The sequence below is a fragment of the Arthrobacter alpinus genome (genome assembly GCF_001294625.1).
GTDB classification, from domain to species: Bacteria; Actinomycetota; Actinomycetes; order Actinomycetales; family Micrococcaceae; genus Specibacter; species Specibacter alpinus_A.
Genome location: NZ_CP012677.1, coordinates 2,048,978 through 2,070,707, shown reverse-complemented (window position 1 = coordinate 2,070,707; position 21,730 = coordinate 2,048,978). Strand labels below are relative to the sequence as shown.

The window sequence follows — 21,730 nt, the reverse complement described above, 5'->3', positions numbered from 1 at the left end:
TGAGTACCACTTTTTAGATGAACTGAAGGAAGCGCCTCATATGCAGCAGAATGTGCCCGGGGATTCCGGTGTGGCCGAACCTGACGACGGCGGTCACGTTCCCCACGCATCGGCGCAGCGGAAACCGCCGGCGAAAGTCCCGCACGACCACCGTGCCCGCCATTTCCGTGCTCCCCGGCACAGCGGCGACGGCCCCGAACCGGTCTACGGGGCAACAGCCATGGAGCGTTTCAACCGTGGCGCCTGGGCGTGGGGCAAGGAAATCGTCACGATCTTGGCGATCGCCCTGGTGCTGTCCTTCCTTATTAAGACGTTCCTTTTCCGGGCGTTCTACATCCCTTCCGGGTCCATGGAGAACACCTTGCAAATCAATGACCGGATCTTTGTGAACCTGCTGGTTCCCGAACCGTTTGCGCTCAAACGCGGCGATGTGGTGGTGTTCAAGGACACCCAGGGTTGGTTGACCCAGAAGCCCAAGGTCGAGGGCCCTTTTAGCTGGGTCGGCGACGTTGCGACGTTCATCGGGCTCGCGCCAGACTCCTCGGAACAACACCTGGTCAAGCGGGTCATCGGCCTGCCTGGCGACAAGGTCAAATGTTGCACCTCGGACGGCAAGCTGAGCGTCAATGGCGAACCCATCACCGAACCGTACCTGTTCCCGGGGGCGGCGCCGTCGGATACCACCTTTGAGGTCACCGTCCCCGAGGGCCAAATGTGGGTCATGGGTGACCACAGGAACAACTCCGAGGACTCCCGGGCACACCAGGCGGGAAGCGGGACGGGATTTGTTCCCATCGCCGACGTTGAAGGGCGGGCGGTTGTCATCGCCTGGCCGCTGAACCACTCCGGCATCCTGGGCAACTACCCTGACGTCTTCAAGAACGTGCCCGCACCGCAAAACGCCAGTCAGGGTTCGCCCTCGGCCCCGCCGGCGGGGAAGTAATGGCGGCGGCGCCTCCCACTTTGGAGTGGGAACGCGAACTTGCCGGGCAGGGGTACACCCTGGTGGCCGGCTGTGACGAGGTGGGCCGTGGCGCCTTGGCGGGACCTGTCAGCGTGGGGGTGGTGGTCATCAATGCCGCCACCGCCAGCGAGTTGGCAGGGGTCAAGGACAGCAAGTTACTGCGCGAGCCGGTGCGCCAGGCCTTGGTGCCGGCCATTGCCCATTGGGCGGCTGCGCATGCTGTTGGCCATGCCACTGCAGCAGAGATTGACGCCGTGGGCTTGGTCTCTGCCTTACGCCTGGCCGGGACGCGTGCACTGGCCGCCGTGGCCGCCGAACTGATCCCCGACTTTGTTATTTTGGACGGGAACCAGGACTGGCTGTCGGCTCCCGTGCAAGCCGATCTTGGCTTCTTTGGTGACGGTTGTGCCGAGCGGCTCGCAGCCGACCCGTGGCGCATCCAAACCCGGATCAAGGCCGATATGACGTGCCTATCGGTGGCCGCCGCCAGCGTCCTGGCCAAGGTGGAACGGGATTCGATGATGGTGGCACTGGCCCAGGATTTCCCGCAGTTCGGTTGGGAGGGCAACAAGGGTTACGGCACGGCCGCCCACCGTGAGGCGATTGGTGCCCACGGCGCCACTGACTTTCACCGAAAGACGTGGCGGCTTGTGCCGTAGTCGCAAAGTTTCTTCTCAGGCTGGCGTCCACGTTGGGTAACTGGGCGTCCTGTGATGGATGATGGAAGCATGAGCGCTGAGGACTTAGAGAACTACGAGACCGACATGGAGCTGCAGCTCTACCGCGAATACCGCGACGTGGTGAATCTCTTTAGCTACGTGGTGGAGACGGAACGGCGTTTCTACCTGGCCAACCACGTGGATTTGCAGGCCCGTTCAGCCGACGGGGAAGTGTACTTTGACCTGACCCTCCAGGACGCCTGGGTGTGGGACGTCTACCGCACTGCCCGTTTCGTCAAGAACGTACGGGTTATCACGTTCAAGGACGTCAACGTTGAAGAGCTGATCAAATCCGATGACCTCCAGATCCCCAAGGACGGCCAACTCGGCCCCCTCGGCTAGGGCCTGAGTAAACTTTTTCGGGAGGACGACGGCGGAAGATTTATTCCGCCGTCGTCCTCTTTTTTGTGCCCAATTGTCCTTAACACCCCTCCACAGCCGGGCCAGGGTGCCCTGTAATCCACAATCCAGGACGGGGTACTGACGCCGCAGGTGAAAGTCCGTCACGCTGGAGGGGGAGGAAGCGATGAAGGCGAAAGATGCGCTGGGCCAGAGCGGTGAGCGAGTGGCGGCGGACTATCTAGAAGACCACGGGATGCGGGTCATCGACAGTAATTGGCGGTGTTCGGCAGGGGAAATTGACCTCGTGGCCTTTGATGGTGCCGCGCTGGTGATTGTGGAGGTCAAGACGCGGCGTTCCCGAAGATACGGCGACCCGCTGGAAGCGGTGACGGCGGCTAAGCTACAGCGGTTGCGCACGCTGGCGGTCCTGTGGGCACGCGAACACCGGCATGTGATGGGGGTGCTGCGCATCGATGCCGTGGGCATCGTCATGGACGGACGGTCGGCGCCCAGCATCGACCACCTCAAGGGTGTGACCTGATGGGTATGGGGCGGGCGTTGGCCGTGGCACTGGTGGGGCTCCACGGGCATGTGATTGAGGTGGAAGCTGACATTGGTCAGACGCTGCCGGCCTTTGTGCTGCTGGGGCTGCCGGACGCTGCCCTAAATGAGGCGCGGGAGCGGATTAGATCTGCCTCGCAAAACTCGGGAGTCCCTCTGAGCCGACGCAAGATCACCGTCAACCTGGTGCCGGCGTCGCTGCCCAAGAAAGGTTCGGGCTTTGATCTGGCAATCGTTATGGCAGCGCTCAATGCAGCCGGTGACGTGCGGGGTACCGGCAGCACGGTGTTCCTTGCCGAGCTGGGCTTGGATGGGCGGCTGCGCCCTGTCAGGGGCGTGTTGCCGGCGGTGCTGGCAGGCATCGCCGCCGGTTGCCAGGAGTTTGTTGTGGCGCAGGCCAACCTGGCCGAGGCTGAGCTGGTCGCTGGGGCCAAGGTGCGCGGCTATGGGTCTCTGGCCCAAGTGGCGGCTGACTTCGACGCGGATCCTACACAACTGGTGTTCGTGCCGTGGGAGTCCTGTGGCACTGCGGGCGGGGGCGCGCAGCGGGTGGTTCCGGCGGACGGGAAGGCCGGCAAGGCGCCCCTGGCAGATTTGTCTGAGGTGGCCGGCCAAGGCGAGGCCAGGTTGGCGTTGGAGATTGCTGCGGCCGGTGGACACCACCTGATGATGGTGGGCCCACCCGGGTCGGGGAAGACCATGCTGGCAGAACGGCTGCCGGGATTGCTTCCGGACCTTACTAACGAGGAGGCCTTGGAAGTGACGGCCATTCACTCCTTGGACACCCTGGCGGACGGGATCACGGCGCTGGTGCGGCGCCCACCCTACGAGCACCCGCACCATTCAGCCAGCACTGCCGCCATCATTGGCGGCGGTAGCGGCATTCCGCGGCCGGGGGCGGCGTCGCGGGCACATCGGGGCGTCTTATTCCTGGACGAGGCGCCGGAGTTCGATAAGCGGGTGCTCGATTCTTTGCGCCAACCTCTGGAAAGCGGCGAGCTGGTGCTGCATCGAGCCGCCGGAACAGCAGCCTACCCTGCCCGGTTTCAATTGGTTCTGGCAGCGAATCCTTGCCCGTGCGGCAAGGCGACGGGCAAGGGCATTGCCTGCGAGTGCACAGCCATGGCCCGCCGACGCTATTTTGGCAAATTGTCCGGCCCCTTGCTGGACAGGGTTGACATCCAGCTCCAAGTCAACCGGGTCCAGCTTTCGCAGCTATCAGATACCGGGCAACGCGAAACCTCGGCACAGGTGGCTGCGCGGGTGCAGACGGCACGAGCCATCCAGGCGCAACGGCTGCGACCGTTCGGCCTGGTTCACAACGCTGACCTCACGGGCAGGATCCTGCGCGGACCGCTGAGGCTTAGTGGCAAGGACACCCTTTTGCTGGACCGGGCTATGGGCGCGGGCACGCTGAGCGCACGGGGCTATGACCGGGTGCTGCGCCTGGCCTGGACTGTTGCCGATCTCCAGGGCCGGGACACGCCCGGGGCCGACGACGTCGGGCTGGCACTGACATTGAGACAACGAGGAGAAGGACTATGAACGGTACAGCAGTGGGAAGCGCCATCGGCACTGCCGGCATCAGGGTTGCGCGGGCTGCTCTGACCCGGCTCATGGAGCCTTCGGATCTAGCCGGGATGGCGTTGATCGCCGTGGCGGGTCCCGAGGACGCGGTGGCCTTCATTCGCAGCCGAGCCCACTCAAGCGCCGTCCTTGAACAAGAGATGACGGCGGTGTTAAGCGTCTCCGGGACCGGGCGGTGGCCCGGACTCGCGGACGCCCTGAGCCGTTGGCGCCCCCGGTTGGCTGACTTGGCGCCGGAGCGTGACCTCTATGTCCTGGAACGCCTGGGTGGAGGGCTGTTGATTCCGGAGGATCCGCAGTGGCCGTCCGCGTTGGCCGACCTGGAGTTGGGTGCACCCATCGCTCTTTGGGTGCGCGGGGCGGTGGGGCGCATTCCGGAACAAAAGCGGTGCATCGCCTTGGTGGGATCCCGGGACAGCACCAGCTACGGCGCCAATGTGGCGGCCGAGATGGCCTCGTCGTTGGTGCAGCGCGGATTCACGGTTGTCAGCGGGGGTGCCTACGGGATTGACGCCCAGGCGCATCGGGGCGCCATCAGCGCCGCTGCCCAGACCGGTGGGCAGAACGGGGATCCACGTCGCGGCACTGAGGAGGGCGTTCCGCCCACCTTGGCCGTCATGGCCGGGGGAGTGGACAGGTTCTATCCCTCCGGCAACGAGGAGCTGCTGCGGGCCATCACCGAACAGGGGGCCATTGTCGCCGAGGTGCCCCCGGGCACCAACCCCACCCGGTACAGGTTCTTGCAGCGCAACAGGCTCATTGCCGCACTCTGCGAGGTGACAGTGGTGGTGGAGGCACGGTGGCGCTCCGGGGCGCTGAACACCGCACACCATGCCGATACCTTGAGCCGTTCGGTTGGCGCGGTCCCCGGGTCTGTTTACTCGGCTAATTCCGCGGGCTGCCACAGATTGCTTCGGGAAGGGTCAGCGGTGTGCGTCACGGACGCCGCCGACATTGCCGAGCTGGCAGATGCTGTGGGCACCAACTTGGCCGTGGAACAAGAAGGGGCCCCGGCCCTGCACGACGGGCTGGGTGTGGCGGATCTGCTACTCCTGGACGCGTTGCCGTTGCGTTCGACCACCACTGTGGACAAGCTCAGCGTGGTTGCCGGTTTGGGTACCGCTGCAGTGTTGGCAGGCCTAGGGCGGCTCGAACTGCTGGGCTTGGCCCAACGGGCGAACAGCGGGTGGAAAAGAAACAGCAACGGCTAGGCCGGTGCTCGATCCTGTCGGGACTCAGCCTGTCGCCGGGGCCTTGATGCGCCTGGCTGGCCGCAAAGTCTGAGGGAACCGTCAGTGATGCATAGTGTCGTCGTGGTGTATGGTAGCAGCTGCTTGCTCCCCGTCGGTGAGAACGTACTGGGCCATCATGCCTTGGTCTTCGTGCCAGAGCATGTGGCAGTGGTACATGTACGGGGTTGACGGGTCGGCGAAGGAGCCGAAGGGGACGGTCAACTCGGCGGTACTCCCCGGGGCGATGAAGATGGTGTCTTTCCAGCCTCGGTTCTGGGGTGCCGGGCTTTGGCCATTCACTGCGTTGACCACAAATTGAGTCCCATGAATGTGGAAGTTGTGGGCTCGTTGAGAGGCATTCTCGATCATCCACGTCTCGGTGGAGTTGGCGGCGATCACCGTATCGATGCGACTCATATCCATGGCCTTTCCATTGATCGTCGTGTCGCCGAGCGTAAAATGACGGTCGACGGCGGCTGCCCGCCCAGGGTGCGCCGCGGAAGCGAGCGACGCGGGGAGTTTAGCCGTCGAGGCATCGCCGGCTCTGGTGATGCGTAGAATCCCCAGGGTGTCCCCTGCGCCAGAAATGGCGTTATCCGCCTGGCTCATGCCCAGGTCATGCGGAACGGAGCGAAGGACCAGATCTGCATCCCGCGACACGGTTACGAGGACTTCGGCGCGTTCGGCAGGGGAGAGCAGCAAACTGGTCAGCGGCACCGGCGCCGGAAGAAGGCCACCATCAGTACCCACGAGGTGGAACGTGTCCCCGGTGGAGAGCTCAAGGTTGTAGCAGCGCGCTGCCGAGCCGTTGAGAATACGTAAACGCACCAGGCTGGTGGACGCAACAAAGTGTGCTTCGTGGGTGCCGTTGGCGATCACGGTGTTGCCGATCCGCCCGATGGGCGCGGTGGTGGGGGTCCCCGACCGTTGGCCTCCGGACTGGACCGTGATGTCCTGAATGATCAGCGGGATGTCGTCCACGCCATATTGCGACGGCAAGCCCGACGGAGCGTCGTCGTCGATGAGAAACAGCCCGGCCATGCCTCGGCTGACCTGCAACTCCGTTTGCCCGTGCGGATGCGGATGGTACCAGAGCGTCGCAGCTGGTTGGCCGATCTGCCATGCCGCAGTCCACGTTGTTTCGGGGCTGATGCTTTGATGGGCGGTGCCGTCCTGGCTGGCGGGGAGGCTCATGCCGTGCCAATGTGCGGTGGTCGCCATGGTGAGCTCATTTTTGACGTGGATGCGCACATGTTCCCCGCGAGCAGCTCGTATCGTCGGGCCAAGGTGGGGGCCATTAAACCCCATGGTCGCGAACCAGACACCGGGCACGAGCTCGCTTTCACCTGCCTGCGCGCTCAGGTGGAAGACACGTTCACCGTCGATGATCTCCGAGGCCAGCAGCGGCGGGATTCGCAGGGGGGTGGCGAATGCGGACCCTTGGTTCTGCGGCAGTCCCTCGGTGAGCCAATATCCGAGCCCCCCGATGGCCCCGAGTGCGCCCAGGCCCAACAGCAGCGTTCGTCGGTTGATCCGGATCGGAGGCGGCCCGTCTACCGGTGCTTTTGGGCTGTTATTCGCATCTGTGCTCATGCGCCGGGGATGGCCGTGCGGATGATGTGGGATCGGGCATGGGTGATGGCGGGCTCCAGTTCGGCGAAGAGATGGTTGGGGTGGCGGAGCGAATCGATGACACCGAGCCGCTCGAGAAGTTGGAGATGTTCGTCCCTGATGCCCTTGATGAGAACCGTGACACCCCGTCGTTCCAAACTGGTCACGAGTTCGGTGAGGGTATGGGCGCCGGTGGCGTCGATGAGTTGGAGTTGGGATAGGCGCAGAATCACCACTTCGATACCGATGTGATCACTGATGCGCTCGAGGATTCGTTCGGCGGCCCCAAAGAACAATGAACCATCAACGCGGAACAGTGCGATCCGTTCGTCGCCGGCCACGGGGGGTCCCTCCAATTCCTCCCGGTGAACGCCACTGGCCGTGCTGAGGGCACGCAGGGCGAAGAACGCGGCAACGGCGATGCCAATGCCGACGGCGATGATCAGGTCGAAACTTACCGTGATGATCGCGGTAATCACAAATACCATGGCATCTGTTCGGGTCGATCGCAGCACCTGTTTGATGATGGTGGGGGAGACCATCCTGGCCGCTGTGACCATGAGAACACCGGAGAGAGCAGCCAGTGGGATCACTGAGACGACATTCGCTGCCACGTAGACGACGGCGAGGAGCGCCAGCGAATGCACGATCGCAGACATCCGTGTTCGTGCGCCGGAGCGCACATTGACTGCAGTTCGGGCGATGGCACCGGTGGCGGGCATTCCACCAAAGAAACCCGAGGCGATCGAGGCGAGGCCTTGCCCGACGAGTTCACGATCGGCGTTATACGGGCCCGTGTCGGCCATTGACGCAGCGACCCTAGCCGACAGCAGTGATTCGATCGCGGCCAAAGCGGCCACCGCGAAGGCAGGACCCACCAGACTCGGCAAGGTTCCCGCATCGATGAGTGGCAGTGCTGGCAGTGGGAGGGAGTGAGGCAACTCCCCGATAGTCATCAGTGGCAAGTCCAGGAAGGACGCGCCGAGCGTTACGATCACGATCGTAATGAAGGATGCCGGAAGTCTGCCACTGACACGACCCAGGAGCACCATGAGCACAGCGACAGCCGCAACAATGGCGAGAGGGATCAGCGCCGTCGGCCAGTCCGCGTCCAAAGCGGACTCCACGGCGGCAATTAGGGCGTTGGTGCTATGCCCTGCCCCGCCCACACCGACTGTGGCAGGAACTTGCTGGAGAAAGATGATCACTGCGATGCCAACAGTGAATCCCTCGATCACTGGCCAGGGAATATAGCTCACTGTTCGTCCGAGGCGCAGTGCGCCCGCGAGCAGCACAATGACACCGGCAAGGATGCTGACGACCATGACGGAGGCGACGCCGTGGCTGGCCACAATGGGGGCGAGCACCACCACCATCGCACCAGTCGGCCCCGACACCTGAACATTTGAGCCGCCGAACACCGCAGCAATCAAACCGGCGACGATTGCCGTGATGAGGCCGGCCTCGGCGCCCGCTCCTGAGCTCACTCCGAACGCCAATGCCAGAGGGAGCGCCACGATGCCGACAGTAACACCGGCCAGCAAGTCCCCGCGCCAACTCCGGCGAAGCCCTCGATAGTCCTGACGGTTTGGTAGCAGCGATCGCAGCGACCGTGGGGAAGCACTCATCGAGAAAGTGAGATCGTGGGCAGGCTAAGGGCAGATCTCTGGTGCCGCTGCGAATCCTGTAGCAACTCCGAAAGCAACGAACGTGCCACGTGCAACAAGTCCGCGACCTGGGGGAAAGCCAGACGGTAATAAACCACACTCGCACGTCGTTCGGACACCACAAGACCGTAGCGGCGCAGTACCGAGAGGTGCTGGGAGAGATGCGATGCCTCGAGCCCGGTTTCAGTGATCATGGCTGAGACGGGCGCCTCCTGGACACCCGCAAGGATCTCCAGTACCCGGATGCGATAGGGATGGGCCAGGCCCTTGAAGAGGTTTGCCTTGATCTCGTACAAGGGTCTCTCGTCGTTCTCGAATACCACAGCTCTCCTCAAGGATGCCAGTATGAATACACGAAATAATGACTTGATGAATCCATCATATCCGAACAAACGCTACACCCCCAACTCTTTCACCCGGTGGTCGAGGTCTCCGGTGGTCGAGCGCGTCGAGACCTCCGGATTTCAGCACGCTCAACCACCATCACCGGCGAGTCAGCTTGCCGCGCCACCGCGAACAGCGCACAGTGGTTGTGTGGATCATGAAGAACGTGCAAGGCTGCCGCAGGAACTTGCGCACGCGGCTAACAGCTTTGAGCGTTACTTGGTGGCCGAGCGCGGACGGTCGGCCCATACAGTACGGGCCTACCGCGGCGATGTCGACGCGTTGCTCATCCATGCGCTCGCCGAGGGCGTCACCACCTTGGCTGGGCTGGACTTAAGTTTGTTGCGGCGTTGGTTGGGCGAGCAAAGCGCAGCCGGCCTGGCCCGCGCAACCCTTGCACGACGCGCTGCAACCGTCCGCAGTTTCACCGCCTGGGCGCTCCGGGAAGAACTGGTGGAAGTGGACCCTGCCCTGCGGTTGAGGGCCCCGAAGCGGGACCAGACCCTGCCGGCCGTGCTGCAGCAACAGCAGATTCAGCGACTCATGGACGCCCTGGCTGTCCGTGCCGGGGAGGGGGAAGCCACGGCGATACGGGACCACGCCATGGTGGAACTTCTTTATGCCACAGGCATCCGGGTCGGCGAACTTGCGGGAGCGGATATCGATGCCCTCAATCGGGAGCGACGGGCGCTGACAGTGTTGGGCAAGGGCAACAAGGAACGCGTTGTCCCGTACGGTGTTCCCGCGGCACGCGCCGTGGAGACGTGGCTCTCGCTGGGACGCCCGGCCTTGGCCAAACCGGATAGTGGTCCGGCCCTATTCCTGGGCAAACGCGGCGCCCGGATTGACCAGCGTGCCGTGCGAACCGTCGTCGAACACGTCTTTGGGCAGCTGGGGGACACCTCCGCGACAGGCCCCCACACGCTGCGGCACTCAGCAGCCACGCACCTATTGGACGGCGGTGCCGACCTCCGAGCCGTCCAGGAAATACTGGGCCACAGTTCCCTGGCCACCACGCAGCTCTACACGCACGTCTCCGTTGAAAGGCTGCGCGAAAGCTATAAACAGGCCCACCCAAGAGCCTGAAGCGTGCACTTTCATGCCGGTTCGCGGTTGTGGTGGCGCAATTGCCCAAGCTACGGCACAATGGGAGAGAGCCAACGCTCAGCGAAGGCAGATCAGCACCGTTGACTCTCTCTGTCTAACAATTTGGCCAGACAATCTGGGACGGTCCACGCCGGCTCCGCGCAACACAAATTTCCATCCGTTTGAAGGTCGTTGGGGAAGACGCACCTACTGCAATGGAGGATGGAATGAACGTCGTATTGACGCGCGGTGTCTTGTTCGTGCACTCAGCCCCGGCTGTCATGTGCCCACATATCGAGTCATCCATCGCAGGTGTGATGGACCAGCGCACGAGCTTGCAGTGGACTGCACAGCCCGCGGCGCCTAATGTGCTACGCACGGAATACCTTTGGCATGGGCCAGCGGGAACAGGTGCCCGGCTCGCTTCGGCGCTACGCGGCTGGGCCAATGTCCGCTACGAAGTCACCGAAGAGCCCAGCGCCGGGGTCGACGGATCCCGATGGTCTCACACCCCCGAACTTGGCATCTTCCACGCCGTGACCGACGTCCACGGCAACATCATGGTTTCCGAGGACAGGATCCGCTACGCCTACGAGGCTGGCAAGGGCGAACCCGCAGCCGTCTACCAAGAGCTCTCACTGGCCCTGGGCGAGGCCTGGGATGAAGAACTGGAGCCCTTCCGGCATGCGGCCGCCGGTGCCCCCGTCCGCTGGCTCCACCACGTCGGCTGACCGTTGAGGGGGCAGATCACCCCCACTACCCAGGGACGGACCGCCGCTGTGGGAGGGGGTGATCTGCCCCCTCAACGGAGAACGGCGCCCACCAAATGGTGGGCGCCGTCGTCGTGGCTAAGGGTCTAGACCATCTCAACCTTGGGTCCGGTGCTGCGGATGGCAACAACGGCGTTGTGGCCGCCGAACCCAAACGAGTTGTTCAGCGCCATGATCTGCCCTTCGGGCAATTCGCGGGGGGTGCCGGTCACCACGTCCAGGGGAATCTCCGGGTCTTGGTTTTCCAGGTTGATAGTCACAGGTGCCAGGCGGTGGTAGACGGCCAGAACCGTCAGTACCGACTCCACAGCCCCTGAGGCACCCAACAGGTGGCCCGTCTGCGACTTCGTGGCGGAGACGCACACGTTGTCCAGATGCTCGCCGAGGGCCGCACGCAGGGCCGTGTACTCAGGGCGGTCACCTACGGGGGTTGATGTGGCGTGCGCGTTGACGTGGACCACGTCCTCGGGCAGGGCCCGGGCATCGAATAGGGCAGCTTTCAGGGCACGGGTTGCGCCCAAGCCTTCGGGGTCGGGAGCCGTGATGTGGTATGCGTCCGCCGTGACGGAGGTGCCGGCCAGCTCCCCGTAGATGCGGGCGCCACGGGCCAGGGCGTGCTCCTCGGCCTCGAGGACCATGGCTCCGGCGCCCTCACCCATGACAAAGCCGTCGCGGCTGATGTCGTAGGGACGTGAGGCGCCTTCGGGGTTGTCATTACGCTTGGACAGCGCCTGCATGGCGGCAAAGGCTGCCATGGGCAGCGGGTGGATGGCCGCCTCGGCGCCACCGGCCACCACGACGTCGGCCTTGCCGGAGCGGATCAGCTCAAGGGCAATGTGCATGGCTTCGGTGCCGGAGGCGCAGGCGGAAACCGGGGTGTGGGCGCCGGCGCGGGCACCGAGGTCCAGGCTGACAGCTGCGGCGGGGCCGTTGGGCATGAGCATGGGCACAGTCATCGGCAAGACACGGCGCGGACCCTTCTCGCGCAGGGTGTCCCAGGCGTCGAGCAAGGTCCACACGCCGCCGATGCCAGTGGCAAAAGCCACAGCGAGGCGGTCGTGGTCGATGTCTTCAAGGCCGGAGTCCTTCCAGGCTTCGCGGGCAGCCACAACGGCGAACTGTGTTGAGGGATCCATGCGCTTGGCTTCCACGCGGCTGAGGACCTCGGAAGCGGGATTCGTGACCCGCGCGGCGAAATGTACGGGGATGTCGTACTTTTCCACCCACTCGTCTTTGAGTGTGTGAGCGCCGGAAACACCCTTAAGGGCGTTCTTCCACATGGTCGGGACGTCGCCGCCGATGGGCGTGGTAGCTCCGAGTCCGGTGATGACTACTTTGCGGGCCATGGTTCAACTCTTCCAAAAAATAAGGGGTACTGGACGGAATCCAAAAATGCTGTGGATGGCCGGCACCCAGGGTGCCGGCCATCCATCGTGCACTGCCTCGCGTGAGCGAAGCCGGGCAGGAGTGGAGCTAATTACGCCTGTGCTGCGGCGATGAAGCTGACAGCGTCGCCAACCGTCTTGAGGTTCTTGACTTCCTCGTCCGGGATCTTCACGTCGAACTTCTCTTCGGCGTTGACCACAATGGTCATCATGGAGATCGAGTCGATGTCCAAGTCGTCGGTGAAGGACTTGTCCAGTTCTACAGCCTCGGGGGCGAGACCGGTCTCTTCGTTGACGATTTCGGCCAAACCGGCCAGGATTTCTTCGTTGCTAGCCATTGATGGCTCCTTTTCTTGTATTTTCATTGCGACCAAAACGCTTGATCTTTCCAGGCAGTGCGGATCAAACCATGGTTGTGGCAAGATGCACTATCTGAATCTAGGGGAGGCGCACCACTTGGGCACCAAACACCAACCCGGCACCAAAGCCGATCTGCAGCGAGAGTTTACCTGAAAGCTCCGGGTTCTCCTGCAAAAGGCGGTGTGTCGCCAAGGGGATAGACGCCGCAGAGGTGTTGCCGGCATCGGCAATGTCGCGGGCAATAACGACGTGCTCCGGCAGTTTGAGCTGCTTGGCCAGTTCGTCGATGATCCGCATATTCGCCTGATGCGGCACAAAGGCGCCCAGATCTGCTGCCGTGATGCCGGCGACTTCCAGGGCCTTCTTGGCCATCTTGGCCATCTCCCACACGGCCCAGCGGAACACGGTTTGCCCGTCCTGGCGCAAGGTGGGCCACAGCGTGGAGTGCGCCTCATCAGCGGCGGCCAGGGCGACGCCGTCGCCCTTCATGGCCTGTTCGCTGAAGTCCCGCACGTCCATCAGCGAGTGGGTCATGCCGATGGTGTCCCACTTGCTGCCATCGGCTCCCCACACCGTGGGCCCGATCCCGGGCTCGTCGGAGGGGCCGACGACCACCGCGCCAGCGCCGTCGCCCAGCAGAAAGGAGATGGTGCGCTCATGGTTGTCGATGACGTCGGACAGCTTCTCCACGCCGATGACCAAAACGTACTCGGCGGTGCCGGCACGCACTAGGGCGTCGGCCTGGGCAATGCCGTAGCAGTAGCCCGCGCAGGCAGCGGAAATATCGAAGGCGGGGGCCGGGTTGGCGCCGAGCTTGTCCGCGATCAGGGCCGCAGCCGACGGCGTGGCGTACATGTGCGTCACAGTGGAGACCAGGACAGCCCCGATTTGCGAGGCGTCAATGCCGGCGCTCTTGATGGCCTCCGCGCCTGCGCCAACTGCCATGTCGACCACGCTGATCTCGCGGGGGGCGCGGTGACGGGTGATGATGCCGGTGCGCTGCTGGATCCACTCGTCGGAGGAGTCAATCCACTGGCACACATCGTCATTGCTGACGATGATCTCCGGACGGTAGGCGCCAATCCCCCAGATGCGTGATCCGCTCCGCAGGGTGTTTTGCTTCAGTGTGGGAGTGCTCACTTACTTATCCTTCTTCCCGGAGGCGTGCTCGGTCAGTAGTTCTTTGGCAGCATCTAAATCATCTGGCGTTTTCACTGCAACGGTAGCAACCCCGCTCATGCCGCGCTTGGCAAGGCCGGTCAAGGTTCCTGCCGGCGTCAGCTCAATCAGTGCGGTCACGCCCAGTGCGGACATGGTCTCCATGCACTTATCCCAACGGACAGGACGTGAAACCTGGGCGATCAAGGACTCAAGTGCCGCTTCCCCGGAAGGCACGACGGCGCCGTCGTAGTTGGAGAGCAGGGGGACCTTGGGTGCGTGCACAGTCAAGGACGGCGCAAGGGCCTGCAAGGCCGAGACGGCAGGCGCCATGTGGTGGGTGTGGAACGCGCCGGCAACCTGCAGCGGGATGATCCGCGCCTTGGCTGGCGGCGCGGCGACCAGTGCCGCAATCTGTTCCAAGGTGCCGGCGGCCACCGTCTGGCCCTTGGAGTTCATGTTGGCAGGGGTCAGCCCGGCAGCAGCGATGGCTGCCAACACCTCCTCCGGGTCTCCGCCCACAACAGCGGCCATGCCGGTGGCGGTCACCGCGGCAGCCTCCGCCATCGTGTTGGCACGTTCACGCACAAACGCCATGGCATCGGTGTTGGAGAGGGTGCCGGTGAGGGCAGTGGCAGTGATTTCTCCGACTGAGTGGCCGGCAACAACCACCGACAATGTCTCCAAGGGGACATCCAAAAGGGCTTCGGCGGCGATCAGCCCGGCAGCGACAATCAGGGGCTGTGCGACGGCGGTGTCCTTGATGGTTTCCGCATCCGAGGAGGTGCCGTGGGTCAGCAGGTCAATGCCGGCAGCTTCGCTGAGCGCGGCAAGTTTTGCCTCGACGCCGGGGCGTTCCAGCCACGGCAGAAGGAAACCGGGAGTTTGTGAACCCTGTCCAGGGCAGACTATTGCAAGCACATTAACCAGCTTTCCAAACTTAAGTGTGTTTGCAGGGCATTTGGGTGCACCAAGCTAACAGTGTTGATTTGTAGGAAGTCTACAATAAGCGCGACGGGTGGGAGTCACCTGGCAGCCTGCGGGACGGTCCGTCTTGCCCTCTCCGTGGCCCTCACGATCTGGCAGGTGGACGTTCTGCAGGCTGCGTCGAAACGGCACTGAGCCTGCCCACCACCATGGCTGTTTGAAGCACAAAGGCCTCCCTCGGTATGAGCGGATCCCAACCGGTGACGTCGCAAACCCTGCGCAGCCGGTACCTGACAGTGTTGGAGTGGACAAACAAGTCCCGGGCAGCCGCCTCCAACGAGTGGCCCAGCTGCAGGTAGCTGCTGAGCGTGTCCAAAAGCCCGTTGCCTGCCGCCAGTAACGGTTCGTAGATGTTGTTCAATAACGATTTCCGGGCGGAGTCATCACCGCCAATCACCCGTTCGGGCCACAGGTCCTCCGAGGAAACCGGCCGGGGCGCCGCCGTCCAGCCCTTGACGGAGGCCATGGCCGCAAACGCCGCCTTGGCAGATGCGGTGGCATCAGTCAACGAGGCCGCCAAGGGCCCGTAGACCACTGGGCCGGGCGCGAACAAGTCGCTCAGACGCAAATATGCTGTCTCGGGATCGGTCACATCGCCAAGCACTAAAATGAGCCTGTCGCCTTGGATACCCACCATCACATCGGCGGCAAACCGGCCCGCTGCGCGGCGCAGCGTCGCAAGAAAGGTGGCATTGGCTTCTGCAGGGGCCGGGCCCACCATAACGGTGAAACGGTTCCTGGAGGTCCATCCGAGGGCGGAAATCCGTGATCGCAAAGCGTCAGGGTTCTCCCCGCGCAGGATCCCGTCGACGGCCAGCGCTTCAAGGCGGGTATCCCAGGCGCCGCGGTTCTCGGCGGCACGGGCGTAAACATCCGCCGCGGCAAAGGCCACTTCCCGGGAGTAGCGCAGGACGGCCTCGCGCAGATCCACCTGCTCCCCTGCACTGGCCAGCTCCGGAACCCTGTCCTCCACGACCTGGACTACCGTCCTGATGAGCTGAAGGGCGCGTTGGAGGCTGATGGAGCGGGTCAGTTCGGTAGGTGCCGTGCCAAAGACGTCGGACAAGACCCAGCTGGGGGAAGACGGGTGCTCGTACCAGGAAACAAAAGCGGTGATCCCGTTTTGTGCCACCAGGCCCAGTGAGGAACGTTCATCGGCGCTCAATCGCCGGTACCACGGCAGCGTTGTTTCCAGTTCACGCAGCATCATCGTTGACAGTGGGCCAATGTTGGCTCGAAGCCGCGCCAGCGTCTCTGAAGTGCTCTTGATGTCGGTGGTCCGTTTAGCGGGCTCTGTCACAGGGATGGACTGCGCCGGCGGCTGCGTTGCCCGTGAATTCGTGGGTGCCATTCATTGAGGATATGTCTTTTGTGCATGCGGCCGTTATTTGTGTGAATACGACAAGGCGCCCACCCCGGGCCGGAGGCAACAAAAAAGGGTTGGCGTGACCGGAATGGTCACGCCAACCCTTTTTCGTGGCTGAGCTGTTGGGCCCGCGCACCCGAGGGGCCCAATTGGTAGGCCGCTAGGGACCTACCAATTGGGAGGGCGTAGGGATTAGCCTTCGCCTCCGGCGTTGCCGGTGGTACCGGCGTTCACGTTCAGCAAGTCGTATTTTTCAATAGCCTGCTGCGGTGCACTCGCATCAATGTCGCCTCGCTTGGCCAGCATCTGCAAGGTGCGAACCACCACGGAGTGGGAGTCGATCTTGAAGAAGCGGCGGGCTGCGGGGCGGGTGTCGGAGAAACCGAAGCCGTCGGCACCGAGGGTGGCGAAGTCGTTGGGCAGGAACTGGCGGACCTGGTCCGGGATGGCCTTCATGAAGTCGCTCACAGCCACCACGGGCCCCTGCGCGTCAGCCATCTTGGCGGTGATGTACGGCACGCGGGGTTCTGCTCCGGGATGCAGGAAGGAATCTTCCTCAGCAGCCAAGCCGTCACGGCGCAATTCAGTCCAGGACGTTACCGACCAAACATCGGCGCTGACCCCCCATTCTTCTGCGAGGATCTGCTGTGCTTCCAAGGCCCAAGGAACAGCGACGCCGGAGGCCAGTAGCTGGGTTTTCGGGCCCTGGCCCTGACCCTTCTTGAGCAGGTAGATGCCCTTATTGATGCCTTCAACGTCCATGTCTTCCGGAGCCTTGGGCTGGATGATGGGCTCGTTGTACACGGTGATGTAGTACATGACGTTCGGATCGGTGGAATCCGGGCCGTACATGCGCTCCAGACCGGCACGCATGATGGCGCCTATCTCGTAACCGTAGGCCGGGTCATAGGTGACCACTGCGGGGTTGGTGGATGCCAGGAGAGGGGAGTGGCCGTCAGCGTGCTGCAGCCCCTCACCGGTCAAGGTGGTCCGGCCGGCGGTGGCGCCGATGATAAACCCGCGGGTCATCTGGTCCCCGGCAGCCCAGAAGGAGTCACCGGTGCGCTGGAAGCCAAACATGGAGTAGAACACGTAGACCGGGATCAACGGCTCGCCGTGCGTTGCGTAGGCGGTGCCCGCAGCGGTGAACGCGGCCACGGAGCCGGCCTCGTTGATGCCTGCGTGTACGATCTGCCCGGAGATCGATTCCTTGTAGGCCAACACCAGGTCGCGGTCAACGGACAAATAGTTTTGACCGTTCGGATTGTAGATCTTCGCCGTCGGGAAGAACGCGTCAATTCCAAAGGTGCGTGCCTCGTCGGGGATGATCGGCACAATGCGTTGGCCGAAGTCCTTGTCCCGCATCAGGTCCTTGAGCAGGCGCACAAAGGCCATGGTGGTGGCAGCGTGTTGCTTGCCCGAACCACGGTTTGCCACTTCATACGTCTTGTCGCCCGGCAGGGTGAGTTCGGTGTGCTTGGTGCGGCGCTCGGGAACAAATCCGCCCAGGGTGCGGCGGCGTTCCATCATGTACTCAATTTCCGGTGTGTCCATCCCCGGGTGGTAGTACGGGGGACGGTACGGATCCGCTTCAAGCACCTCATCGGAGATGGGCAAGCGAAGGTGGGTACGGAAGTCCTTCAAGTCCTGAAGGGTCAGCTTTTTCATCTGGTGCGTGGAGTTGCGCGCCTCGAAGTGCGTGCCCAAGCCATAGCCCTTGACCGTGTGGGCCAGGATGACGGTGGGCTTGCCCTTGAAATCGGCGGCAGCCTTATAGGCGGCGTATACCTTGTGGTAATCGTGCCCGCCGCGCTTGAGGTTCCAGACCTCGTCGTCGCTCAGGTGCGCGGCGAGTTCCTTCGTCTGCGGGGTCTGGCCGAAGAAGTGCTCGCGCACAAACCCGCCGGACTCGGCCTTGTACGTCTGGTAGTCGCCGTCGACCGTGTCATTCATGACCTTGACCAGTGAATGGTCGGTGTCACGGGCCAGTAGGTCATCCCATTCGCGGCCCCAAAGGACCTTGATGACGTTCCAGCCGGCGCCGCGGAAAAACGCTTCCAATTCCTGGACGATCTTGCCGTTGCCACGGACCGGGCCGTCAAGGCGCTGCAGATTGCAGTTGACGACAAAGGTCAGGTTGTCCAGCTTGTCGTTGGCTGCCAGCTGAAGCAGTCCGCGCGACTCGGGCTCGTCCATCTCGCCGTCGCCCAAGAATGCCCAGACACGCTGGTCGGAGGTGTCCTTGATGCCGCGGTTGTGCAGGTAGCGGTTGGATTGCGCCTGGTAGATGGCGTTCATGGGGCCAATGCCCATGGAGACCGTGGGGAACTCCCAGAACTCTGGCATCAAACGGGGGTGCGGGTACGACGAAAGGGCGTGGCCCTCCTTGGACTTCTCCTGACGGAAGCCGTCCATGTCCTCTTCGCTCAGCCGGCCTTCAAGGAAAGCGCGGGCGTACATGCCGGGGGAGGCGTGGCCCTGGAAGAAGACCTGGTCGCCACCGCCGGCGTGGTCCTTGCCGCGGAAGAAGTGGTTGAAACCGACTTCATACAAGGTCGCAGCACCGGCGTAGGTGGAAATGTGTCCACCCACACCAATGTCCGGGTGCTGGGCGCGGTGGACCATGATGGCGGCGTTCCATCGCAGCCAGGTGCGGTACTTGCGCTCAACCTCTTCGTCGCCCGGGAACTCGGGTTCCTGGTCCGCCGGGATCGTGTTCACGTAATCGGTGGTCGTGACCATGGGCACGCCTACGCTTTGCGCGCCAGCCCGCTGCAGCAGACTACGCATAATGAACTGGGCACGTTCGGTGCCACGTTCGGAAATCAGCGAATCCAGGGACTCAAGCCACTCGGCAGTCTCTTCCGGATCGCGATCAGGCAGCTGGTTTGTCAACCCGCTGAGGATATGGGAGTTCTGGTCTCCTGCAGCCACGTCCAACCTCTCTTAAAAGCAGTGTGTGGAGCCCAGAGCTGTGGCTGTGGGCGTGTACAAACACTGTAGACCGCGCTAACCGGTTGTGCGTAGTTGGGACTGTTGCGTGAAGCCAGCAGGCGGGTATGCCGCCGTCGAACACTGTGTTGAGGAAGGCCGGCAGGAGTCATCAGAGGGAAGGGATCGTTGGCAAATTCGCCCGGATTCATACCGTTCGGCGAAAAAAGGCTGCCCTGCCAGGTCCTAGCGGTGCCCGGTATTGCGGAAGTCGGGGTAACGTAAATCACGTCCATATGGTGGCTCAAGGAGCTGGTGGGGCAAGGGTGCCTCAGCGCTCCATTTGCGGCGCGGTGTAGGACCATCTTGGGCACAGCCCCTAGACTGGGATTGGTAAATGTAAACCGACGCGGAAGCGTTGAACGCAGGAGGAATATCACGTGAGCGAGGCCGACGCCGGCACTGTAGCCAAGGTGGCAGGCATTTTGGGGTTCAAGGATGGCGATCTCATCCAGGAACTCGGATATGACGACGACGTCGATTTTGACCTTCGGGACAGCCTTGAGGACCTTATTGGTTCGCAGCTGTTCGACGAGGATGACCACGACGTAGTTGACGCCATCATTTTCTGGTGGCGCAAGGATGACGGGGATTTGGTGGATGCGCTCGTCGATTCACTGACCAGCCTTGACGAGGGCGGGGTCGTGTGGATCCTGACACCGAAATCGGGCCGCGAGGGCTATGTTCGGCCTGCGGAGATTTTGGAGGCCGCACCAACAGCCGGTCTGCACGTCACCACCACAGCAGGGGTTTCCAAGGATTGGGCTGCCAGCCGCCTGGTTCCCCGTAAGCGCCAGTAATGAGCGCAACACCGGCCATGGACGACGGCGGAGCCCGTCAGGGCGTCAAAGTAGGGGACCTTGCCCCCGACTTTGTCCTGGCCAACCAATTTGGTGAGCCCATTTCGCTTGCGTCACTGCGCGGAAGCGCCGTCGCCATCGTTTTCTACCCGTTCGCGTTCTCCGGCATCTGCACGGGGGAACTATGCGAGCTGCGGGACAACCTGGCGGAGTTCGCGGACGCCGGTGTGCGGCTGCTGGCCATCTCAGTGGACAGTAAGTACACGCTGCGCGCCTATGCTGAAGCGCAGGATTACGCCTTCGACCTGTTGGCCGACTTTTGGCCCCACGGCGGGGTGTCCCGTTTGTATGGCGTCTTTGATGCAGATCGTGGCATGGCCGGGCGCAGCACGTTTATCATCGACGCCACCGGCGTAATCCGTGACGCATTTGCGACGCCGCCGGGCCAGGCCCGCCCGCTGGAACGGTACCGGCGAGCTCTGGAGCGGTTGTAGTCATGGGCCAGGGGGCATCTGACGGCGTGCGCCCCGGCATTGGCCTGACCGGGCTGGGCCGCGAGGTTTCCTTGCCCGCCGGTGCTATTGGCCATGTAGGGCCGCTGGAGGAACCGGCCCGTGCCGTTTTGGAGGGTGTGGTGCCGTTGCTGGCCGCTGGCAAGTTTGCCTTACTGACAGGCGCCGGGCTGAGCACCGACTCGGGCATTCCCGACTACCGCGGGCCAGGGGCAGCGCCCCGCAAGCCCCTCACCTATCAAGAGTTCGTGCGGGATGCGGCCTTGCGGCAACGGTACTGGGCCCGCAATCACATAGGCTGGGCAACCATGCACCACGCCTCCCCGAATGCGGGGCACTTCGCCGCAACCGCTCTTGAACGCCAGGGCGCCTTGACCGGGATCATCACGCAAAATGTTGACAGGCTCCACGAAAGCGCAGGCGCCATGGACGTGGTGGACCTGCACGGGCGCTTTGACCAAATTGCGTGTCTGCAGTGCGGGAACACTTATTCAAGGGCTTTCGTGGCGACCATCCTGGCTGAGCTGAACCCTGGTTTCCTGGAGGCTGTGGCCGCCACCGGGCGCATTGGTGCCGGACCGGATGCCGATGCAGACCTGGAGAACGAGGTACTGATTGGTACTTTCAAGGTGGCGTTGTGCCCACTGTGCGGTGGGATGCTGAAACCAGACTTTGTGTTCTTCGGTGAGAATGTTCCCAAAGACAGGGTGGTGCGCGCTTTTTCCATGGTGGATGCCGCAGCGGCGTTGGTGGTTGCAGGTTCCTCGCTGACGGTGATGAGCGGGCTGCGTTTTGTGCGAAAGGCTGCCAAGGATGGCAAGCCTGTCATCATCATCAACAGGGGCGCCACACGCGGTGACGGGCTGGCAACGGTGAAGCTTGTTGCCGGTGTGAGCGAGTCTTTGAGCTTCCTGTCACGGGCCTTGGAGAGCCGATTGGCGTAATCACCAAACCATCATGTACAGTGGTTTCTCGTTGGTCAGGCCAATAAGCGTACAACGCGGAAGCCTGGATAATGAAATGGGTCTTTAGCTCAGCTGGTAGAGCGCCACGTTTACACCGTGGATGTCATCGGTTCGATCCCGGTAGGACCCACCACTAAGAACCCCGTGGAATCAAGGAAAGTAGCCTTGGATCCGCGGGGTTTCTTCACGTTCAGGAACAAGACCGTGATTTACCCGCACACCTGCCGTTGTACAACAACGGTTGTGCGGGGAACCCACGGGATTGTGTTCAAAGACATGATGA

The 21,730-nt window shown here is 62.9% G+C and carries 20 protein-coding genes and 1 tRNA gene; 12 read left to right on the top strand and 9 right to left on the bottom strand.

Annotated elements, in window-relative coordinates; all coding sequences use genetic code 11:
• Positions 1 to 40: 40 nt before the first annotated feature.
• From lepB to AOC05_RS09260, 6 genes are all read left to right on the top strand, one after another.
• Complete coding sequence (gene lepB / locus AOC05_RS09285; protein WP_082357887.1) at positions 41 to 943, top strand: signal peptidase I; 903 nt, start codon at positions 41 to 43, stop codon at positions 941 to 943.
• Positions 943 to 1,623 (top strand): ribonuclease HII, encoded by a 681-nt coding sequence (locus AOC05_RS09280; protein ID WP_062006981.1) that lies wholly within the window; start codon positions 943 to 945, stop codon positions 1,621 to 1,623. Before lepB ends, AOC05_RS09280 begins: the two co-directional genes overlap by 1 nt.
• Positions 1,624 to 1,692: 69 nt before the next feature.
• Positions 1,693 to 2,025, top strand: a complete 333-nt coding sequence (locus AOC05_RS09275) for a DUF2469 domain-containing protein (protein ID WP_044571173.1) — start codon at positions 1,693 to 1,695, stop codon at positions 2,023 to 2,025.
• Positions 2,026 to 2,209: 184 nt separating this feature from the next.
• Entirely contained in the window at positions 2,210 to 2,566 is a 357-nt protein-coding gene (locus tag AOC05_RS09270; protein ID WP_062006980.1) for a YraN family protein, read from the top strand.
• On the top strand, positions 2,566 to 4,131 hold the full coding sequence (locus AOC05_RS09265) for a YifB family Mg chelatase-like AAA ATPase (protein ID WP_062006979.1): 1,566 nt from the start codon (positions 2,566 to 2,568) through the stop codon (positions 4,129 to 4,131). Before AOC05_RS09270 ends, AOC05_RS09265 begins: the two co-directional genes overlap by 1 nt.
• On the top strand, positions 4,128 to 5,384 hold the full coding sequence (locus tag AOC05_RS09260) for a DNA-processing protein DprA (RefSeq protein WP_062006978.1): 1,257 nt from the start codon (positions 4,128 to 4,130) through the stop codon (positions 5,382 to 5,384). The genes AOC05_RS09265 and AOC05_RS09260 overlap by 4 nt, the downstream gene beginning before the upstream one ends.
• Positions 5,385 to 5,465: 81 nt before the next feature.
• On the opposite strand, the gene AOC05_RS09255 is transcribed toward AOC05_RS09260, so the two are convergent.
• Genes AOC05_RS09255 through AOC05_RS09245 form a run of 3 tightly spaced genes read right to left on the bottom strand, consistent with a single transcriptional unit; the run spans position 5,466 to position 9,006 of the window.
• Positions 5,466 to 6,998, bottom strand: coding sequence for a multicopper oxidase family protein (locus tag AOC05_RS09255; protein ID WP_082357886.1), 1,533 nt, complete (start codon positions 6,996 to 6,998; stop codon positions 5,466 to 5,468).
• Complete coding sequence (locus tag AOC05_RS09250) at positions 6,995 to 8,644, bottom strand: SulP family inorganic anion transporter (protein WP_082357885.1); 1,650 nt, start codon at positions 8,642 to 8,644, stop codon at positions 6,995 to 6,997. The genes AOC05_RS09255 and AOC05_RS09250 overlap by 4 nt, the downstream gene beginning before the upstream one ends.
• A complete protein-coding gene (locus tag AOC05_RS09245; protein ID WP_062006976.1) occupies positions 8,641 to 9,006 on the bottom strand; it encodes an ArsR/SmtB family transcription factor in 366 nt (121 codons plus the stop codon). The genes AOC05_RS09250 and AOC05_RS09245 overlap by 4 nt, the downstream gene beginning before the upstream one ends.
• A gap of 211 nt (positions 9,007 to 9,217) precedes the next feature.
• Here AOC05_RS09245 and AOC05_RS09240 point away from each other — a divergent pair, with 211 nt between their 5' ends.
• Positions 9,218 to 10,153, top strand: a complete 936-nt coding sequence (locus AOC05_RS09240) for a tyrosine recombinase XerC (RefSeq protein ID WP_062006975.1) — start codon at positions 9,218 to 9,220, stop codon at positions 10,151 to 10,153.
• A gap of 227 nt (positions 10,154 to 10,380) precedes the next feature.
• Positions 10,381 to 10,884 (top strand): DUF3145 domain-containing protein, encoded by a 504-nt coding sequence (locus AOC05_RS09235; protein ID WP_062006974.1) that lies wholly within the window; start codon positions 10,381 to 10,383, stop codon positions 10,882 to 10,884.
• 125 nt (positions 10,885 to 11,009) lie between these two features.
• Here AOC05_RS09235 and fabF read toward each other — a convergent pair whose 3' ends face one another.
• The 6 genes from fabF to aceE form a co-directional block, all read right to left on the bottom strand.
• Complete coding sequence (gene fabF, locus AOC05_RS09230; RefSeq protein ID WP_062006973.1) at positions 11,010 to 12,269, bottom strand: beta-ketoacyl-ACP synthase II; 1,260 nt, start codon at positions 12,267 to 12,269, stop codon at positions 11,010 to 11,012.
• Between the two features lie 131 nt (positions 12,270 to 12,400).
• Positions 12,401 to 12,646 (bottom strand): acyl carrier protein, encoded by a 246-nt coding sequence (locus AOC05_RS09225; protein ID WP_062006972.1) that lies wholly within the window; start codon positions 12,644 to 12,646, stop codon positions 12,401 to 12,403.
• Positions 12,647 to 12,746: 100 nt separating this feature from the next.
• Positions 12,747 to 13,808, bottom strand: a complete 1,062-nt coding sequence (locus AOC05_RS09220) for a beta-ketoacyl-ACP synthase III (RefSeq protein ID WP_062006971.1) — start codon at positions 13,806 to 13,808, stop codon at positions 12,747 to 12,749.
• Positions 13,809 to 14,747, bottom strand: a complete 939-nt coding sequence (locus AOC05_RS09215) for an ACP S-malonyltransferase (RefSeq protein ID WP_062006970.1) — start codon at positions 14,745 to 14,747, stop codon at positions 13,809 to 13,811. It abuts the gene before it with no gap.
• 151 nt (positions 14,748 to 14,898) lie between these two features.
• Complete coding sequence (locus AOC05_RS09210; protein ID WP_082357883.1) at positions 14,899 to 16,164, bottom strand: PucR family transcriptional regulator; 1,266 nt, start codon at positions 16,162 to 16,164, stop codon at positions 14,899 to 14,901.
• Between the two features lie 207 nt (positions 16,165 to 16,371).
• Positions 16,372 to 19,113, bottom strand: coding sequence for a pyruvate dehydrogenase (acetyl-transferring), homodimeric type (aceE, locus tag AOC05_RS09205; protein ID WP_062006969.1), 2,742 nt, complete (start codon positions 19,111 to 19,113; stop codon positions 16,372 to 16,374).
• Between the two features lie 437 nt (positions 19,114 to 19,550).
• On the opposite strand from aceE, the gene AOC05_RS09200 reads away from it, so the two are divergent.
• From AOC05_RS09200 to AOC05_RS09185, 4 genes are all read left to right on the top strand, one after another.
• Positions 19,551 to 19,970, top strand: coding sequence for a DUF3052 domain-containing protein (locus AOC05_RS09200; protein WP_062006968.1), 420 nt, complete (start codon positions 19,551 to 19,553; stop codon positions 19,968 to 19,970).
• Positions 19,970 to 20,464, top strand: coding sequence for a peroxiredoxin (locus AOC05_RS09195; RefSeq protein ID WP_082357882.1), 495 nt, complete (start codon positions 19,970 to 19,972; stop codon positions 20,462 to 20,464). The genes AOC05_RS09200 and AOC05_RS09195 overlap by 1 nt, the downstream gene beginning before the upstream one ends.
• 2 nt (positions 20,465 to 20,466) lie before the next feature.
• Entirely contained in the window at positions 20,467 to 21,426 is a 960-nt protein-coding gene (locus AOC05_RS09190) for a Sir2 family NAD-dependent protein deacetylase (RefSeq protein ID WP_062006966.1), read from the top strand.
• Between the two features lie 78 nt (positions 21,427 to 21,504).
• Positions 21,505 to 21,580 (top strand) — tRNA-Val (locus AOC05_RS09185).
• Positions 21,581 to 21,730: the final 150 nt, after the last annotated feature.

Excerpts from the sequence above, each read along its gene's own strand:
- AOC05_RS09235 (WP_062006974.1), top strand. The coding sequence starts at position 10,381 with ATGAACGTCGTATTGACGCGCGGTGTCTTGTTCGTGCACTCAGCCCCG.
- AOC05_RS09280 (WP_062006981.1), top strand. The coding sequence starts at position 943 with ATGGCGGCGGCGCCTCCCACTTTGGAGTGGGAACGCGAACTTGCCGGG.
- AOC05_RS09275 (WP_044571173.1), top strand. The coding sequence starts at position 1,693 with ATGAGCGCTGAGGACTTAGAGAACTACGAGACCGACATGGAGCTGCAG.
- AOC05_RS09270 (WP_062006980.1), top strand. The coding sequence starts at position 2,210 with ATGAAGGCGAAAGATGCGCTGGGCCAGAGCGGTGAGCGAGTGGCGGCG.
- AOC05_RS09225 (WP_062006972.1), bottom strand. The coding sequence starts at position 12,646 with ATGGCTAGCAACGAAGAAATCCTGGCCGGTTTGGCCGAAATCGTCAAC.
- AOC05_RS09210 (WP_082357883.1), bottom strand. The coding sequence starts at position 16,164 with ATGGCACCCACGAATTCACGGGCAACGCAGCCGCCGGCGCAGTCCATC.
- fabF (WP_062006973.1), bottom strand. The coding sequence starts at position 12,269 with ATGGCCCGCAAAGTAGTCATCACCGGACTCGGAGCTACCACGCCCATC.
- AOC05_RS09195 (WP_082357882.1), top strand. The coding sequence starts at position 19,970 with ATGAGCGCAACACCGGCCATGGACGACGGCGGAGCCCGTCAGGGCGTC.
- AOC05_RS09190 (WP_062006966.1), top strand. The coding sequence starts at position 20,467 with ATGGGCCAGGGGGCATCTGACGGCGTGCGCCCCGGCATTGGCCTGACC.
- lepB (WP_082357887.1), top strand. The coding sequence starts at position 41 with ATGCAGCAGAATGTGCCCGGGGATTCCGGTGTGGCCGAACCTGACGAC.
- AOC05_RS09255 (WP_082357886.1), bottom strand. The coding sequence starts at position 6,998 with ATGAGCACAGATGCGAATAACAGCCCAAAAGCACCGGTAGACGGGCCG.
- AOC05_RS09250 (WP_082357885.1), bottom strand. The coding sequence starts at position 8,644 with ATGAGTGCTTCCCCACGGTCGCTGCGATCGCTGCTACCAAACCGTCAG.
- AOC05_RS09265 (WP_062006979.1), top strand. The coding sequence starts at position 2,566 with ATGGGTATGGGGCGGGCGTTGGCCGTGGCACTGGTGGGGCTCCACGGG.
- AOC05_RS09260 (WP_062006978.1), top strand. The coding sequence starts at position 4,128 with ATGAACGGTACAGCAGTGGGAAGCGCCATCGGCACTGCCGGCATCAGG.